Annotated in this window: 13 protein-coding genes; 2 read left to right on the forward strand and 11 right to left on the reverse strand. The window is 63.6% G+C overall.

Going from position 1 to position 17371, the window contains the following annotated elements; all coding sequences use genetic code 11:
• Positions 1-18: 18 nt before the first annotated feature.
• From aroQ to OW521_RS15130, 5 genes are all read right to left on the reverse strand, one after another.
• Entirely contained in the window at positions 19-483 is a 465-nt protein-coding gene (aroQ, locus tag OW521_RS15110) for a type II 3-dehydroquinate dehydratase (protein WP_268020438.1), read from the reverse strand.
• 92 nt (positions 484-575) lie between these two features.
• A complete protein-coding gene (locus OW521_RS15115) occupies positions 576-2753 on the reverse strand; it encodes an alpha-galactosidase (protein ID WP_268020439.1) in 2178 nt (725 codons plus the stop codon).
• Positions 2754-2857: 104 nt separating this feature from the next.
• The gene (locus tag OW521_RS15120; RefSeq protein ID WP_268020440.1) at positions 2858-4213 is read right to left on the reverse strand and encodes an ABC transporter substrate-binding protein; all 1356 of its coding nucleotides are present in this window, start codon (positions 4211-4213) and stop codon (positions 2858-2860) included.
• Positions 4214-4267: 54 nt separating this feature from the next.
• Positions 4268-5227, reverse strand: coding sequence for a carbohydrate ABC transporter permease (locus OW521_RS15125; protein ID WP_268020441.1), 960 nt, complete (start codon positions 5225-5227; stop codon positions 4268-4270).
• A gap of 12 nt (positions 5228-5239) precedes the next feature.
• A complete protein-coding gene (locus OW521_RS15130; RefSeq protein WP_268020442.1) occupies positions 5240-6181 on the reverse strand; it encodes a carbohydrate ABC transporter permease in 942 nt (313 codons plus the stop codon).
• Between the two features lie 228 nt (positions 6182-6409).
• On the opposite strand from OW521_RS15130, the gene OW521_RS15135 reads away from it, so the two are divergent.
• Together OW521_RS15135 and OW521_RS15140 are read left to right on the forward strand one after the other, a co-directional pair.
• Entirely contained in the window at positions 6410-7612 is a 1203-nt protein-coding gene (locus tag OW521_RS15135) for a Gfo/Idh/MocA family protein (protein ID WP_268020443.1), read from the forward strand.
• Between the two features lie 14 nt (positions 7613-7626).
• On the forward strand, positions 7627-8646 hold the full coding sequence (locus tag OW521_RS15140) for a LacI family DNA-binding transcriptional regulator (protein ID WP_268020444.1): 1020 nt from the start codon (positions 7627-7629) through the stop codon (positions 8644-8646).
• A 78-nt stretch (positions 8647-8724) separates the two neighbouring features.
• Here the strand turns inward: OW521_RS15140 and OW521_RS15145 are convergent, their stop codons facing one another.
• The 6 genes from OW521_RS15145 to acs all read right to left on the reverse strand — a co-directional run bounded on the left by OW521_RS15145 (position 8725) and on the right by acs (position 17148).
• Positions 8725-9504: a DeoR/GlpR family DNA-binding transcription regulator gene (locus OW521_RS15145; protein ID WP_268020445.1), complete on the reverse strand. Its 780-nt coding sequence runs from the start codon at positions 9502-9504 to the stop codon at positions 8725-8727.
• A 29-nt stretch (positions 9505-9533) separates the two neighbouring features.
• Positions 9534-11603, reverse strand: coding sequence for a beta-galactosidase (locus OW521_RS15150; protein ID WP_268020447.1), 2070 nt, complete (start codon positions 11601-11603; stop codon positions 9534-9536).
• A 6-nt stretch (positions 11604-11609) separates the two neighbouring features.
• On the reverse strand, positions 11610-12521 hold the full coding sequence (locus OW521_RS15155) for a carbohydrate ABC transporter permease (RefSeq protein WP_268020448.1): 912 nt from the start codon (positions 12519-12521) through the stop codon (positions 11610-11612).
• Complete coding sequence (locus OW521_RS15160; protein WP_268020449.1) at positions 12518-13522, reverse strand: carbohydrate ABC transporter permease; 1005 nt, start codon at positions 13520-13522, stop codon at positions 12518-12520. Before OW521_RS15160 ends, OW521_RS15155 begins: the two co-directional genes overlap by 4 nt.
• A gap of 75 nt (positions 13523-13597) precedes the next feature.
• Positions 13598-14914, reverse strand: a complete 1317-nt coding sequence (locus OW521_RS15165; protein ID WP_268020450.1) for an ABC transporter substrate-binding protein — start codon at positions 14912-14914, stop codon at positions 13598-13600.
• 197 nt (positions 14915-15111) lie between these two features.
• Entirely contained in the window at positions 15112-17148 is a 2037-nt protein-coding gene (gene acs, locus OW521_RS15170) for an acetate--CoA ligase (protein ID WP_268020451.1), read from the reverse strand.
• Between the last annotated feature and the right edge of the window lie 223 nt (positions 17149-17371).

Genomic DNA, 17371 nt, shown 5'->3' on the forward strand with positions numbered 1-17371 from the left:
CCGCTCAGATCGACGATTCTAGACCGCGGTGGCGAGGTAGTCGATGGCCAGCTTGTAGCCCTGGACTCCTGCGCCGACGATCACCGCGGAGCAGACGGGGGAGAGGTAGGAGTGCTGCCGGAACTCCTCGCGCTGGTGCACATTGGTGATGTGGACCTCGACGGCGGGAAGCTGCACCGCTGCGAGGGCGTCACGCAGTGCCACGGAAGTGTGGGTGTACGCGCCAGCGTTGATGACGATCCCGACGGCGGTGCCGCGCGCGCCGTGGATGGCGTCAATGAGGTCACCCTCGTGGTTGGACTGGACGCAGTCCACGGTGAAGCCGTTGGCGCCGGCGGCTGCCATGGCGAGCTGTTCGACGTCGGCCAAAGTGGATGTGCCGTACTTTTCCGGCTCGCGCGTTCCCAGGAGGTTCAGGTTGGGGCCGTTGAGGACGAGGATGGTGCCGCGGCCGGCTTCGGTGGCGGTGGGAGCTTCAGTCATGACTCCCAATCTATAGGGGTGCGGCGCCCGCCCGGCGTTTCTTACGCTGCTTTGGACAGCGCGCAGTCGCCGGGCGGACACCAAACAGTTGCCTATGCCGCAGTGATCCGGAGCAAGAGAGCATGCTCCGGGTTCAGGACCGGCATGGGAAGGCCTACCTCTGCCAGGAAGCGGCCGCTCGCCTTAGCGCCCGCGGGCAGCCAAGCCGGCGGATGCACCTGGGTGAACGCGCGGGCATAGTCGGCGTCGCCGGGAGCCGGGAAAATAGCCTCCACTTTGTACGAGCGCTCAGGATCGAGCCCTGGAATCGCAACGCGGCCGGGTTGTTCGGCGAACGACGTCCGGGTGCTGACGACGGCAAACAAGCCGGCGTCGCCGTCGTCGGACACCACACCGTGCAGCATCAGCGAGTCGTCCGGGACGTCCGCACGGACCATCCGCCCGCTGTGGATGAGCCCCCGGTGCTCCTTGTAGAGGCCAATGAAGCGCTTGAGCTCTTCGCGTTCGGTGCCCTGTACCTGACGGACATCCCATTCCATGCCGAAATGCCCAAACAGTGCGGTAATGGCTCGGAAAGAGAGATCATGCGTGCGGGTAGTGGTGTGCGACGTGGTGGGGCCGATGTGCCCGCCCACGAGTTCCGGGGGAACCACGACGCCGGTCCAGCGTTGGATGGTCTGCCTCTCAAGGGCGTCGTTGCAGTCCGATCCCCAGATCCGGTCGGTTCTCTCAAGGATGCCGAGGTCCACCCGTGCGCCTCCGGAGGAACAGCTTTCAATCTCGACGCCGGGGTGCGCCTTGCGGAGCTCGTCGAAGAGTCGGTAGGCGGCCAGGGTCTGCTCGTGAACGGACGCGCGGCCCGCATGGCCGTGCTCCAGCAGGTCTCGATTTTGGTCCCACTTGAGGTAGCTGATCTTGTTTTCCCGCAGCAGGGAATCGATCCGGTCGAAGACATACTGCCAGGCAGCGGGATTGACGAGGTCGATGATGTGCTGGTGACGCCACTCCAAGGGCAGGCGGCCGCCGTCCTTGTGGGACAGCGCGGCGGGACCCACGATCCAGTCAGGATGCGCACGGGCAACATCGGAGTCCAGATTGATCATTTCCGGCTCAACCCAGAGCCCGAATTCCATGCCGTGAGAGTTGACGGCCTCGATGAGTGGCGTCAGGCCATCCGGCCAAAGGGTTTCGTCGACGTACCAGTCGCCCAAGCCGGCGTGGTCGTCGCGGCGCCCGCGGAACCACCCGTCGTCGAGCACGAATCGCTCAACCCCCAGTTCGGCGGCGGATTCCGCGAGCTCGATCAGGGTGTCCAGCTTGTGGTCGAAGTACACCGCTTCCCAGGTGTTCAGGACCACGGGGCGGGGCTTGCCTGCTGGGAGTCCCGTGGAAGCCGCGGGGAGCACGTGATGAGGACGGGACCGGAACCAGCTGTAGAAGGCTTCGCTGATGCCGTCCAGGCCACGATCCGAATAGGCCGCGAAAAGGGCAGGGGTGGTGTAGCTTTCGCCCGGCTCGAGGACAACTTCGGCCGGGCCCAGGAGCTCCGAGCCGCCGATCATGGTGCGGCCATCGGCTACGGTGTCGGCGAACTGTTCGTGGTTGCCGCTCCAAGCCAAGTGGGTGGCCCAGACCTTTCCGTGGCGATTGCCGAATCCGGCTGTGCCCGCGGCGAAAAGCAGCGAGGAATCGTGCCCTGTTCGGCCGTGGCGTCCCGTGCGTACCCACGTGCCTTGCTGGACGGCACGGCGCTGTGGGTGCCGCTCGCGGCACCAGCGTCCGGTGAGGTCAAGGAGCTCGACGGCGTCCGGCCCCACCGGGAGGACGGTGGCCAGTTCGTCGAGCTGGAAGGGGGACGTGCCGTCGTTGACGGCCGTGTGGCGAAGCTCAAGGAGCCCGCCGGGGTGGAGTGTCAGGGCGGAGGTCACCGTGATTCCGGCGTCGGGATCTTTTTGGACGACGACGGCGGAGCTGCCGTCAGCGTGGACGGCCACCACGCGAAGCCGGACCGAAAAGTCCAGGCCGGGAACGCCGTCGGCGATTCTGTGGCCGCGCAGGCCCGGACGGCCCTGCCAGGCAGAGGAACCTTGCGGGAGGAGCGCCGCCGGTACCGTGGCGTCGACGGCGGAGTGCGGGATGGGTTCGCCCAGGATGGCCAGGTCAGGGAGGGTGCTGCCGAGGTCGGCGCCCCAATGGATGACCTCGGCCTCTCCGCTGTTGAAACTGACCACCAGGCTTGTGCCGGTGGAACGGAGGTGGAGCGGGTCCATGAGCGGTTCTCTTTCAGGGAGTCGTTGAGTTGCGTTATGAGGGAGTGGGAGTCCGGGCGCCGCCGTCAAAGGAGTGAAGCGGCGGCGCCCGGACTGGTTCGGGGTTACTTGAAGAGGTTGTTGACCTGGTTGTTGGCATCGGACAGCGAGCTGGCGGGCTTCTTGCCGCTGAGCACTGCATCCATTGCGGGCTTCATGATGCCGTCAACTTTGGCAGCCTTGTCTGCGATGGGGAAGAGGAACGTGGTGCCGTCTTTGACCTGGGTGGTGAAGGCCGAGACGTCCACACCCTTGGCCGCGAAGGCCTTGGCGGCCAGGTCCGAGGAGGTGGAGATTGCGGGGAAGACTACTGCCTTGTTGGCAACGACGTCCTGGCAGGCTGAGGAACCGAGGTATTCAACCCACTTGGTGGCTGCTGCGGGGTTCTTGGTGCCGGCCCAGATGGAGTCCGCCAGGCCGTTGAACATGGACGCGCGCTTGCCGCTGGGGCCCACTGGGGTGGGTGCGATGGCAGTCTTGATGCCCTTGTAGCTGGTGTACTGGCCGATCATCCATGAGCCGCTGGTGTTGATCGCAGCCTTGCCGGCTCCGAAGTTGTCCGACACGCTGGCGCCTACCGTTGTTTCAAGTTTGGGCATGTAGCCCTTGTCCGCGAGTCCGGCCCACCAGCTGATGGTTTCCTGGAACTTGGGGTCGTCGTAGTTGAACTTGCTTGCCCACGGGTTCTTGTCGGTGGCGGTCCAGCCGGTTGTGGCTGTCAGGAAGCTCCACTGGGTCTGGCCCTGGCCGGAACCGGAGGATTCCAGGCCCAGGCCGTAGACGGCGACGTTGTTCTTGTCGAAGCCGGCTTCGTCTCCGCGCTTGCCGTTCTTGTCCACGGTCAGGTGGGCGATGGTCTTTTCGTAGCTGCCGCCGTCCTTGGGGTTCCAATCCAGCTTGGCCATCTGCTCGGCCGTGATGCCTGCGGAATCAGTCATGGCCTTGTTGTAGAAGAGGCTGATGGTGTCCCAGTCCTTGGGAAGGCCATAGCGCTTGCCGTCCTGGCCCACCCAGAGATCGGCCAGGCCCTTGTTGTAGCTGTCCAGCTTGACGCCGTCCTTGGCCACGGCGTCGTCCAAGGCCAGCAGCTGCTTCTTGGAGGCGAATTCCGGGTACTTGGCGAGGTGGTCGGTGAAGACGTCCGGAGCGGTGCCGGACACGAAGCCGTTGGTCAGGGTAGTCCAGTAGTCGTCCCAGCCGCGCTGCGTGATTTTGACCGTGATGTTCGGGTTGGCCTTGGTGAAGTCACTCGCGCACTGCTGGTAGGCGGGCAGCTGGTTGGCATCCCACAACCAGTAGTTGATTTCGCCCTTGGCCTCGCTGGAGGCGGGGGCGGAGCCGCCGCCACAAGCGGAGAGCGACAGCGCGGCTGCGGCAGCGACGGCGACGGCAGCTGCGACGGTGCCAGTGGATTTCTTCATGGTGGACCTTTCAGGGGGTTGCGATAGAGCAGGGCGTTGGTTGGGGAGGGGGAGCTATTTGATGCCCGAGAAGCCGATGGAGTTGACTACCTTCTTGCCGAAGGCGATGAAGAGCAGGAGAACCGGGATGGCTGCCACGAGCGTGGCGGCCATCAGTCCGCTCCAGTCCGGTGCGCCTTGCGGGGACTGGGACTTGAAGACGCCCAGGCCAACGGTGAGGACGCGGACGTTCTCGTCCTGGCCCACCAGAAGCGGCCAGAAGTACTCGTTCCACTGGCCTATGAAGGTCAGCAGCGCCAGGGTGGCCAGTGGTGCGGCTGCGTTGGGGATCACAATCTGGAAGAAGATCCGGAGGTGCTTGGCGCCGTCGAGCATGGCTGCCTCTTCCACTTCGCGGGACATGCTCAGGAAGAACTGGCGCAGGAAGAAGATGGCGAAGGGCGTCATGAACATGTAGGGCAATGCCAGGCCGGCAAAGCTGTTGAGCAGGCCCAGGTTCTTGATCATCAGGAAGTTGGGCAGGGCAGTGAAGATCGGCGGGACCATCATGGTGGCAAGGAAGATCGCGAAGACCTTGTTCCGGCCGGGCCAGCGCAGTCGGGAAAAGGCGTAGGCGGCCATCGCGCTGAAGAACACCTGGCCTGCAGTGGTCATGGTGGCGAAAACAATTGAGTTTCGCAGGTACAGCCAGAAGTTGATGGCGGCGCCGGAACCACCCTCGGCGATTGCCTGCTCGGGGCTTTGGAGTCCCAGGACGCGCTGGAAGGCGCCCCAGCTGAAGTCTGCAGGAAGGAGATTGCCCGCATTGGAGGCCAGCGAGTGATTGCTGGACAGTGCAGTCCGGAGCATCCAGAGGAACGGAGCGATCGTGACCACGACGGCGATCACCACGAGGACCCAAGCGCCGGTGCGGCGCCAGTTGAAGGGTTTCGTGCGGGGGCGGCGCGACTGCAAGGGGCCGACGACGGCGGCAGCGGACTCGCGCGTACGGCGGGAATTGGTGGAGGTACTCATGGCGGGTTTTCCTTAGTCCAGGTCCGTCTCGTTGCCCTTGAGGAACTTCATCTGGATGAAGGCCACCAGCGCGAGAATGATGAAGAGAATCACGGACAGTGCCGAGGCGTAGCCGAAGTCGGACTCGCCGAAGGCCTTCTGGTAGATGTACATCTGGATGACGCGGGAGGCGTTGACCGGTCCGCCGCCAGTGGTCACGGCGACCGTGTCGAAGACTTGGAACGAACCGATAACGGTGACCACCAGGACAAGGACCAGGACGGGGCGAAGGAGCGGCATGGTGATGCTCCAGAACGTCCGGGTGGGGGAGGCCCCGTCAAGGTTGGCCACCTCGTAGACGTGGTTGGGGATGGACTGCAGGCCGGCGAAGATCAGCAGGGCGGTGTAGCCCATGTGCCGCCAGACGTTCACGAAGGCGATGGTGGGGATGGCCCACTGTTCGCTCCCGAAGAACGCAATGCGGGGGAGGCCCAACCAGCTGATGACCTCATTGACGATGCCCAGCTGATAGTCGAGCATCCAGAACCAGAGCAGCGCGACGATCACGTTGGCCACCAGGAACGGGAGCAGGAGCGCGCCACGGATGAACGTCGACTTGGCCACGCGGTGCATGAGCAGTGCGAGTCCGATGGCGATGACGGTCTGGAATCCGATGTTCAGTGCTACGTACTGCACGGTGACCGCCATGGCGTTCCAGAACAGATCGTCGCTGAATATTGCCGTGTAGTTCTTGATGCCGATCCAGGTGGGGTCACCCAGGATGCTGTACTCGGTGAAGCTCAGGTAGATGCCCCGGATGGTGGGGATCAGGAAGAAAACTACAAAGCCGATCAACGCCGGGAAGATGAACAGAAGTGCGATCTTCAAGTCCCCGATCCGGCGAATGCTGAACTTGGACGGTTTGCCCGATTGGGGAGGTGCGGCGGGCTCCGCTTGTTTGGCAAGGGTGGTCATCTTCGACCCTTTCCTGACTGTGATGTGGGTTACAACTGATGGAAATCTACACGAGTAGATATGGCGGGGTCAAGTAACTTTGTGAGATTTTGTGCGATTATTTTGGATTTATTGCGTTTTGTTGACTCGAGTAGATCGTAGTGATTCACTGGCCTGAGCCGCCCTTCGGACCATATCCCGTCCGGAGACGGCACTCCGCGAGCAACCACCATCATCGAAGGGCTAACAATGACGTTTTCAATGGGAGTAGTAGGACTTGGCCAGTTTGGCGGCCAATTTGCCCAACTCTTCAAGCTCCATCCCGGGGTTTCCGCGGTCTACGCGGTGGATGAGCTACCTGAACGGGCAGCCAAGGCTGTTGAACAGCTGGGCCTGGACGGAACCATGGACAGCTTCGATGAGTTGCTGGCCTCCGACGTCGACGCCGTCGCCATCTTCACGCAGCGCTGGACACACGGTCCATTGGTGATCAAGGCGCTGCGCGCCGGAAAGCATGTCTACTCAGCCGTTCCCATGGCAATCTCCGAGGACCAGATCGCAGGGATCATCGACGCTGTGCGCGAGACCAAGCTTGTCTATGCCATGGGGGAGACAAGCTACTACAACCCCGCCACGGTCTACGCCCGCAAGCAGCACGCCGCTGGCAAGTTCGGCCGCATCTTCTACACGGAGGGTGACTACGTCCACGACATGGACTTAGGCTTCTACGAGGCCTACCAGTACAGCGGCGGCGAAAACTGGAAGGCAACCGCCAGCTATCCGCCCATGCTGTACCCCACCCACGCCATCGGCGGCGTGCTGGGGGCCGTACCCGGCTATGCGGTGAGCGTCAGCTGCATCGGCGTCAAGGACGATCGGGGCGACGGGGTCTTCGACAAGGAAGTCAGCATGTTCGACAACGACTTCTCCAACGCCACTGCGCTCTTCGAAATGAACGACGGCGGCGCGATGCGGACCAACGAGATGCGCCGCGTGGGCTATCCCTCGCACATCCGCGAGTCCCGGTTCCGTTTCTTCGGGACGGAGGCGAGCTTTGAGCAGTTGGCCACCACCACGCTGTGGCAGGACAAGGAGGGCGTGATGGACGTCTCTGAGCAAGTGGAGACCAAGCCGAGCATGTCGGCCGACGACCCGTCGCTGGCGGACGTCGCCCCGGAGCTTCGCGGTGCCTTCATCTCCGGCCTCGCTCCGGTGCACGACGCCAGCCGGCTGCCTGCTGAATTCGATGGTGCCCCCACCGGGCACGAAGGCAGCCACCAATTCCTGGTGGACGACTTCGTCACCGCCGTGAACCAGGGGAGTCTTCCTCCGGTCAATGCCTGGGTGGCTGCCCGCTTCACGCTTCCGGGCGTCGTGGCGCACGAATCGGCCCTCCGCGGTGGCGAGCGGCTCCCCATCCGGGACTTCGGAGATGCACCCGAAGCTTTGTAGCTAGCATGATCACCATGACAACTTCGGCAGTGCACACCCCGCGCGGACCGGTAACGCGCAAAGACGTGGCCCGGTACGCCGGGGTGAGCACCGCCGTCGTGAGCTATGTGGTGAACGGCGGTCCCAAGAAGGTGGCGCCGGCCACGGAAGCCAAGGTCCAGGACGCCATCCGGATCCTGGGGTACCGGCCGAACGCGACTGCACGTGCCCTCAAAATGGGTTCCAACCAAACTGTTGGTTTGGTGATTCCGGACTCCAGCAACCCGTTCTGGGCGCTGCTGGGGCACGCAGTCGAGGTGGCGGCCGCCGAGCGCGGATATGCCCTGCTGCTGACGAATTCCGACAACAAACTGGACTCCGAACGCCGCCACATCCGCAACCTCGCCGCCCGGCAGGTTGATGGTGTGGTACTGGCCAGCGTCATGTTTGAACCAGACCTGCTGGAGCTTGTGGGAGCCGGAATCCGCTCGGTCCTGCTTAACCATGCCTCGGTCGCTCCCGGATTCAACAGCGTGGGCGTGGACCTCGAGGCCGGTGCCCGGCTGGCCGTGGAACATTTGATCAGCCATGGTCACAGGAGCATCGGCCTTGCCATGGGAACGACGGCGGACAACGAAGCTGACGGAAGGGAACGGGGTTGGCTGCAGGCTCTACAGGCTGCCGACCTGCCTGTTGGACCCCTTGCCCGGGGCCGGTTCGATCGCCCGGGAGGCTATGAGGCCGGGCAGCGACTTCTGGCCTCGGACAACCGTCCGACGGCGATCTTCGCAAGCTCCGATATGCAGGCAATCGGGGTTCTGCGGGCAATCCGCGAGGCTGGCTTGTCCGTTCCGGAGGATATTGCCGTGGCATCCTTCGACGGTTCGGTTGAGGCCGAGTACAGCTGGCCGGCGCTGACCACCGTGGAACAGCCGGTGTGGGAGATGGCAGAAGCTGCCGTGTCTGCGCTGGTGGGTGCGGACCGCAACGAACCCCCGCAGCACAGGGTCTTCCCGACCCAACTCCGCATCCGGCAATCGTGCGGCTGCCCGTAGCGGTTCTTCCACCCAACTGACTCGCATTTGTTGTCGTTTTGGGGCCTGAAAACGACACCTACTGCGAGTCAGTTGAGCTCAGGGCGTCGCGATCCTGAGCTTCCCGACGCCTTCGGCGAGGATGCGCCGGGCATCCTCGCCGAGGCGCGAGTCCGTCACGAGCACGTCGGCTTCTTCCAGCTGGGCAATCGAAGCGATGCCCACCGTTCCCCATTTGCTGTGGTCCGCCAAGACCACCACGTTGCGGGCCGCGCTGATGAAGGCTCGGTTGGTTTCGGCTTCCTGCAGGTTCGGAGTGGTGAATCCTGCGTCTGCGTCCATGCCGTGGACGCCCAGGAACAGCGTGTCGAGGTGCAGCTGCTTCAGGGCGGCGGTGGCAATGGGGCCTACCAAAGCGTCCGACGGCGTGCGCTCGCCACCCGTGACGATGACCGGGAAACCCGGGCGGGAACCTGAGGCATTGTGGAAGAGATCCGCGATCCTGATTGAGTTCGTCACCACCGTGATCCGCGGGCCTTCCAGGAGTTCCTTGGCGAGCTCGTAGGTGGTGGTTCCTGCGCTCAGGCCCACGGCCATGCCTTCGTGGACGAGGGTTGCAGCCTCTACCGCGATCGCGTGCTTTTCCTCGATCAGCTGGGTGGACTTCAGCTCGAACCCTGGCTCGTGGGTCCGCGCATCACCGGGTATCTTGGCCCCGCCATGGATACGCTCGACGAGGCCCGATTCCTCAAGCGACTCGATGTCGCGCCGAACGGTCATCGCGGAGACGCCCAGCAGTTGAGCGAGATCCGAGACGCGGACAACCCGTTCGCGCTGGACGGCGTCGACTATGGCTGTGTGGCGCGCGGCCTGAAGCATTGGAGCCTTTCTGGAAGGACGGCAGGTGGTTAGGCGGGAGTGGCGACGACGGCGACGCCCCCGGCAGTAAGGTTTAGCGTACCTCCGGTGGCGGTTCCGCTCAGGAGCTCGACGCCGTCGAGCGGCACATCCACATCATGGGCGCTGTGGTTGATGACGAAAATCCAGTCCGTGGATCCGTTGCTCCTGCGGACGATTTCCACGTCTTCCGGAGGCTGAACGCCCAGGACCGGCTCCACCCCGGCGTCCAAGCAGAGGAGCTGGACCAGTTCGGCCAGCCCGGTGCGGCCCAGACTGGTGGCGACGTAGTACGCGGCACCGCGTCCGCTCGCTCCCGCTCGGCGGGTGACCGCCGGGGAGCCTCCGACGCCGGACCCGCCCCGGCCTGCACCTCCGGGCCCCGCACCGCCGTCGAACGTGGCGAGAACCTCAGCGTCGGTCGCCTTCCCCAACTCGCTCCACAGAGTCCCGGAGCCGAACTGGCTCAAGCCCACGGTGTCTCCGGAACGCAGGGGGAAGAATTCCTCCATGCTCACGCCGAGCAGTTCGGAGAATGCCCCCGGGTAGCCGCCGCCATTGACCGGGTCCATGCGGATGTGGTCGTTCTCGTCAACGATTCCGGAGAAATACGTGATCACCAGGGTTCCGCCGGCTTCGACGTACTCGTGGAGCTTTGCGGCGCCTTCATCCGTGACCAAATACAGCATGGGTGCGATCACCAGCTTGTAGCCGGAGAGGTCGTCGGTGCTTTGCCGAATGTCCGTGGTGATGCCGGCCCGGTAGAGGGCATCGTGCCAACGCCGTGTTTCGGGGACGTTCCGGGCGTCCTCGCTGGGGTGCGAGTCCAGTTCGGTGCCCCAGCGGGCATCCGTGTCGTGGATGATGCAGGCCTCGGCCTGGACCGTGGAGCCGGCCGCCCCCGAAATGCTCTCGAGCGCACGGCCCAGCTGCACTACTTCGCGCCACACCTTGCTGTCACGGCCAGCGTGGGGGACCAGTCCCGAATGGTATTTTTCTGCGCCGGCTCGGGAGGCCCGCCATTGGAAGAACAACACGCCATCGGTTCCGCGGGCCACGTGTTGCAGGGAGTTGCGCAACATTTCACCCGGCACTTTGGCGACGTTTCGGGGTTGCCAGTTGACCGCGGAGGTGGAGTGTTCCATCAGGAGCCATGGTTTGCCCTGCGCCCATCCGCGGGTGAGGTCGGCTGTCATCGCCAGGTCCTGGAAGTTCCGCTCGTCGGCGGCGATCAGATAGTGGTCATTGGAGACGACGTCCATGTGTCCGGACCAGCGCCAATAGTCCACCGGGGCGTTCAGGCCCATGTTGAAGCCCATGAAATTCGTGGTCACGGGATGCTCTGAATGTGCCCGGATGATGTCCGCTTCTGCGTTGAAGCACTCGAGGAGCGCATCGGAGGAGAACCGCGCGAAATCTAGTTGTTGGGTGGGGTTGACCCAGGTTCCGGAACGGCGTGGCGGCAGGATCTCTGCCCAGTCGTAGTAGTGCTGTGACCAGAACGCCGTGCCCCACGCCTCATTGAGCGCATCAAGGCTGCCGTACCTGTCCCGGAGCCAGTCCTGGAAGCCACGTTCCGCATGCGGACCGAAGTCCGGTTGGTTGTGGCAGCCGTACTCGTTGTGGACATGCCACATGACGACGGCGGGGTGCCCGGCGTAGCGCTGCGCGATCGCCGTCGTCAGGGCTGCTGCCGCCCGGCGATAGTCCGGGGAACACGCCGCAAAAGCTTGCCGCGAACCGTAACTTTGCCGGACGCCGTCGGCATCCACCGGGAGCGAATCGGGGTATTTGCGGCTGAACCACGGCGGGGGAGAGGCACTCGCGTTCGCGAGGTCCACGCTGATGCCGTTGGCGTGGAGAAGCTCAAGGACCCTGTCCAGCCAACCGAACTCGTAACGGCCTTCCTCCGGTTCCAGGAGTGCCCAGCTGAAGATCCCGACACTCACCAGGTTCACCCCGGCTTCCTTCATGAGGGCGACGTCGTGTTTCCAGACCTCTTCGGGCCATTGCTCGGGGTTGTAGTCCCCACCGAAGGCGATCCGGCCGCCCAGCTTGTCGACGATGTAATCCATGGCCATGCGTTTTTATCCTTTGCTGGAACCGAGCGTGAGGCCGGCCACGAATTGGCGCTGCAGCACGAGGTAGATGATCAGGGTGGGTATCACGGTGATGGTGGCACCGGCCGCCAGGAGGTTGTAGTTGCTGAGGAACTCGCCCTGCAGGTTATTGATGGCAGTAGTGATCGGCAGCCGGTTACCGCTTTGGATGAAGAGCAGCGGCCAGAAGAAATCGTTGTAGATGAAAATGACTTCCAGCGTGCCCAGCGCCGCGAGGGCGGGCCGGCAGAGGGGCAGGATGATGTTCCAGTACTGCCGCCAGATCCCGGCACCGTCCACCAGCGCAGCCTCGGTGAGGTCCGAGGAGAGGGCTTTCATGTAGTTGGAAAGGACGAAGGTGCAGAAGCCGATCTGGAAGGCCGTGTCCACGGCGATCACCGAAATATAGGTGTTGAGGAGGTTGCCGGAATCGCTGAAGGAGTATGGCAGCGTGATGTGCTTGAACATCTCGAACAACGGGGCCGCGAGGACCTGCGGGGGCAGGAGGTTGCCGGCCGTGAACATGATCAACAGCGTGATGTTGAATTTCCAGCTCACCCGGGAGACGGCGAAAGCCATCATTGAGGCAAAGAAAAGGGTCAGGAGCACCGAGGGGACGGTGATAAGGACGGAGTTCAAGAGATATTTCGAGAATCCGCCTTGGGTCCAGGCCTGGATAAAGTTGTCGAAATTGAAGGTGCCCCCAAGGCTGAAGTAGCCGAACTTGTCCGTATCGGCCTTGGGACGCAAGGCCGTGTACAGGGACCAGCCGAGCGGGATCAGCCACATGACGGCCATCACGGTCAGGAAGATATGGGTCCCGTAGTGGCGTTTGCCCCGGTTCCGGGACACGCCCACAGCTGCTGCGGTACGTGGGACGGGGTTGGCGAGGGTGCTCATGCTTTGCTCTCCTTGCCGAAGGTTCGGCTGAGGTAGAAGACGATCGGAATCAGCGAGATGACCAAGAGGATCACTGCGAGGGACGAGCCGACACCGATCACCTGGCCTTCGCCGATCAGGTTCTGGATCACCAGGGCGCTGATCAATTCGAGGCCGTTGGTTCCGCGGTTGATGACGTACACAATGTCGAAGGCACGCAGCGACTCGATGATCGTGATCACCACGATCACGATGTTGACGGGGCGCATGGCCGGGAATACCACGCGGAAGAACGTCTGCACAGCGTTAGCGCCGTCGATCGACGCCGCTTCGCGCAGGGACGGGTCCACGCCCTTGAGGCCGGCCAAGTACAGGATCATGACGTAGCCCGCGTGACGCCACGTGGCTGCGACCATGGCTGCCCAGATATTGACGTTCGAATCTCCGAACCAGTCAACGGCCCGGGGTGTGCCGGCCGTGCCCAGGAGGTAGTTCAGCAGCCCGCTGTCCCGGTTATAGAAGAGCTGCCAAATGATGCCGATCAGGGCCAAGGACAGCATGACGGGCGTGAAAAAGATGCTCTGGTAGATCTTGCTGCCGCGGATTTTCTGGTCCAGGAGCACGGCCAGGAGCAGGCCGAGGGGTGTTGCGATCAGGGCCAGGAAGACGAGCCACAGGATGTTGTGCTGCATGGCAGGCCAGAACGGGGGATAGTCCTGGACCACGAAGCGGTAATTGTCCGTTCCGGCCGCCTTGATGTCCTTGATGTCCAGGCCGTTCCAGCGGGTGAAGCTCAGCGCGATGGAAAAGAGCGTGGGCAGCCAGACCAGCAGCAGTTGGATCAGGGTAGGCAAACCCACCATGATCGCGAGGACCAACTTGTCACGCCGGGTGAGGCGGCGGACTTTGCGTGCTTTGCCCGGCGGCCTGCCAGCGCCGGCGTGACCCTTGCCGGCTGTGGTTCGCCCGGCAGCGCCGGGCTCGCTGTCCGGTGCGGCCGGTTTTTCGGCGGTAGTACTCATGGGGATTCCTTCAGTTTGCAAAAGGTGACCCGACGACGGCGGCTGGTACCGCCGTCGTCGTTCCTGTCACGGCAACTACTGGGCGGCGTAAAGGGTCTTGGCCTGCGCTTCAAGATTCTTGACGTCCACGGTGCCGTCTTTGATGAAGGACTGCAGCGCGGGGATCATCACGTTGTTGGCCATGGCGGGGAGGGCGTCGCGGTCCAGGAACTGGCTGATGTACTTGGCGTTGGCGATGGTGTCCGCGCATTTCTTGTTCAGCGGGGTGAACTTTGACGTGTCGGCGCCTTTGACGGTGGCGATGTTGGAGGTGTCCACGGCTGCGTAGGCGTTCTGGCCCTCGGCGGATCCCATGAAGGCAAGGAAATCGTGCGCTGCCTTGTTGTCGCCGCCCTTCTTGGAGAGGAGCAGGCCATCGATGGGGGCCTCGACCGCGTCGGTGCCTTCGACGGCGATTTCCGGAAACGGGAAGAAATCGATGTCGGCAAGCACTGTGGGGTCCGTGAACTGCTGGGTCACGAAGGAGCCCAACAGGTACATGCCGGTCTTCTTGGCTTCGAGGGCCTTGGCGGCATCCTGCCAGGTCTGGCCGAGGGCAGCAGGATCTTGGAACGGTAGGAGGGCCTTCCACGTGTCGAAGACATTGCTGACCTTCTTCTGATCCCAGCTTTCCTTGTGGGCGGTGAGGTCCACGTGGAATTGGTAGCCGTTGAGGCGCATGTTGATGTAATCGAACGTGCCCATGGCCGGCCAGCCGTCCTTGTCCGCGAAGCCGATGGGGATGATGCCGTCGGCCTTCATCTTTGCTGCCAGGGTCTTCAGTTCGTCGAACGTCTTGGGGACTGCGTAGCCCTTTTCAGCCCAGAAACTCTTCCGGTAGAAGAAACCCCAGGGGTAGTTGTAGTTGGGGACGAGGTACATCTTGCCGTCCGGCCCGGTGGAGGCCTTCTTCATGGCGTCGGAGAAGTTGCCGCCGATCTTCTCCCATACGTCGTCCACCGGAGCCAGGAGTCCTTTGCCTGCGTAGTACTGCATCCGGTAGCCGGCGAACCATGTAAAGGCATCGTCCGGGCTGCCCTGGAGGTAGGAGTTGATCTTGTTCTGGAAGTCGTTGTGCGGGACAACGTTGGTGGCCACCGTGATGCCGGTCTTCTTGGTGAAGGCATCGGTGACGGCTTTGTAGGCGTTCTTCGGCACATCGTCCGAAGAACCTGAGCCGAAGGTGAGGCTGTTCGATGAGGCCCCTGGGGCGGGGCCGGAGCCGCCGGTGCAAGCAGCCAGCAGCGGAATGCCCGCCAGGCCGGCAGCACCTATACCGAGCGTTTTCAGGATGGTGCGGCGTCCAGGCCCGGCATTGTGGGCCGACTGGAACGGGTCAAGATTCGCTGCCATGTTCTCTCCCTTGAAAAGCGTGGTGCTTGTGAGTTATCTCACGTAGAACTTGACTATAACCGCTCAAAACAGAACATGAAAGAACTAAATATAACATTCTTGCGACGGTGGGTTTCATGACAAAGGCGGCGGTCCCCGGGAAGGGGACCGCCGCCTTTGCGTGGTGGCTTGGCGCCTTATGTGGCTTGGTGAAATGCTTACTTCTTCAGCGACTGGGCGATCTGGGCCATGATGGTGGGGTCCGAGAGGGTGGTGGCGTCGCCGGGTTCGCGGCCTTCCGCGACGTCCTTGAGGAGGCGGCGCATGATCTTCCCGGAGCGGGTCTTGGGCAGTTCGGGGACCACCAGGATGTGCTTGGGTTTGGCGATGGGGCCGATTTCCTTGCCGACGTGGTTGCGCAGTTCCTGGACGGTGGCGTCGCCGTCGTTGATGGCGTCCCCGCGCAGGATCACGAACGCGACCACGGACTGGCCCGTGGTTTCGTCAGCGGCTCCGACGACGGCGGCTTCGGCCACCCAGGGGTGGGACACGAGCGCGGATTCGATTTCGGTGGTGGAGAGCCGGTGCCCGGAAATGTTCATGACGTCATCCACCCGGCCCAGGAGCCAGATATCGCCGTCTTCGTCCTTCTTGGCGCCGTCGCCGGCGAAGTACATGCCCTCGAAGCGGGACCAGTAGGTGTCTTTGAACCGTTCCGGGTCGCCCCAGATGCCGCGCAGCATGGCGGGCCAGGGTTCGCGGACCACGAGGTAGCCGCCGTGGCCGTCCGGGACAGACTCACCGGCCTCGTCCACGACGTCGATCGCGATGCCGGGCAGCGGGACCTGCGCCGAGCCCGGCTTGGTCGCGGTGACCCCGGGCAGGGGCGCGATCATCTGGGCGCCGGTCTCGGTCTGCCACCAGGTGTCCACGATCGGGGCCGGGTTCTCCTTCTTTTCGCCGTTCTTGCCGGCGTTGGAGCCGATGACGTCCCGGTACCACATCCAGGCTTCGGGGTTGATGGGTTCACCCACGGAGCCAAGGACCCGGATCGAGGACAGGTCGTACTTGCCCGGGATCTCCCGGCCCCACTTCATGAAGGTCCGGATGGCCGTGGGGGCGGTATAGAGGATGGAGACCTCGTACTTTTGAACGATTTCCCACCAGCGGCCCTGGTGCGGGGAGTCCGGGGTGCCTTCGTACATGACCTGCGTGGCGCCGTTGATGAGCGGAGCGTAGGCGACGTAGGAGTGGCCGGTGACCCATCCGACGTCGGCGGTGCACCAGAACACGTCCGTCGCCGGGTGCAGGTCGAAGACCGCCTTGTGGGTGTAGGCGGTCTGGGTGAGGTAGCCGCCGGTGGTGTGCAGGATGCCCTTGGGCTTGCCCGTGGTGCCGGAGGTGTAGAGGATGAAGAGCGGGTGTTCGGAGTCGTGCCCGACGGCGGTGTGTTCCGTTGAAGAGGCGCCGACGGTGTCGTCCCACCACTGGTCCCGGCCCTCGTGCCAGTCCACCGGTTCGCCGTTGCGCTTGACTACCACGACGTTCCGGACGGTGTGACCCTCTTTGGCGAGGGCCTGGTCCACGGCGGCCTTGAGCGGGCTGGGCTTGCCACGACGGTAGGTGCCGTCCGCGGTGACCACGAGCTTGGCCTCGGCATCGTCGATCCGCGAGCGTAGGGCGTCGGCGGAGAAGCCGCCGAACACCACCGAGTGCACGGCCCCGATCCGGGCGCAGGCCAGCATCGTGATCACGGCCTCGGGGATCATGGGCAGGTACACGGCCACCCGGTCGCCCTTCGCTACCCCGAGGGATTCGAAGGCGTTTGCGGCCTTCTTCACCTCTTCGGTGAGCTGCGCATAGGTGTAGCTGCGGGTGTCGCCGGGTTCGCCTTCGAAGTGGATGGCCACCCGGCCCCCGAGCCCGTTTTCGACGTGCCGGTCCAGGGCGTTGTAGGCGGCGTTGACCTTGCCGCCGACGAACCACTTCGCAAACGGCGGGTTGGACCAGTCCAGGGCCTGGCTGAAGTCCGTGTCCCAGTCCAGGAGTTCACGGGCCTGCTTGGCCCAGAACGCAGGCCGGTCCGCATCCGCTTCCGCATAGACTTCGGCGCCGACTACCGCATTGGCGGCGAACTCAGTGGTGGGCGCGAACTTCCGGTTCTCGTGGAGAAGGTTTTCGAGGGCATCGCCGTTGCCTGCCCGGTCAGATCCGGGTGCAGCGGTGGTGGTCGATCCATTGGCGTCCTGGGACATGTGAACCTCATCATTCATCGATCTCTGCCGCGCGGGTCCTGTGGCGGGCTGCCCTGCCCAGGCGCGCGTAGCATGCACGGCGTTGGGCTGGGGCGCCTCACGGGATTCCGCAAAGAGCTTTTCCGGAACCCACCTTAGCGTTTTGAGCTGACAACAAGTGTCTGCGGTCACAATCTGGACCGTGAGCGGCGCCTGATTCGCGCCGAACGGCTCCGACTGCTCT

It is taken from the genome of Arthrobacter sp. MMS18-M83 (genome assembly GCF_026683955.1).
Taxonomy (GTDB): Bacteria; Actinomycetota; Actinomycetes; order Actinomycetales; family Micrococcaceae; genus Arthrobacter.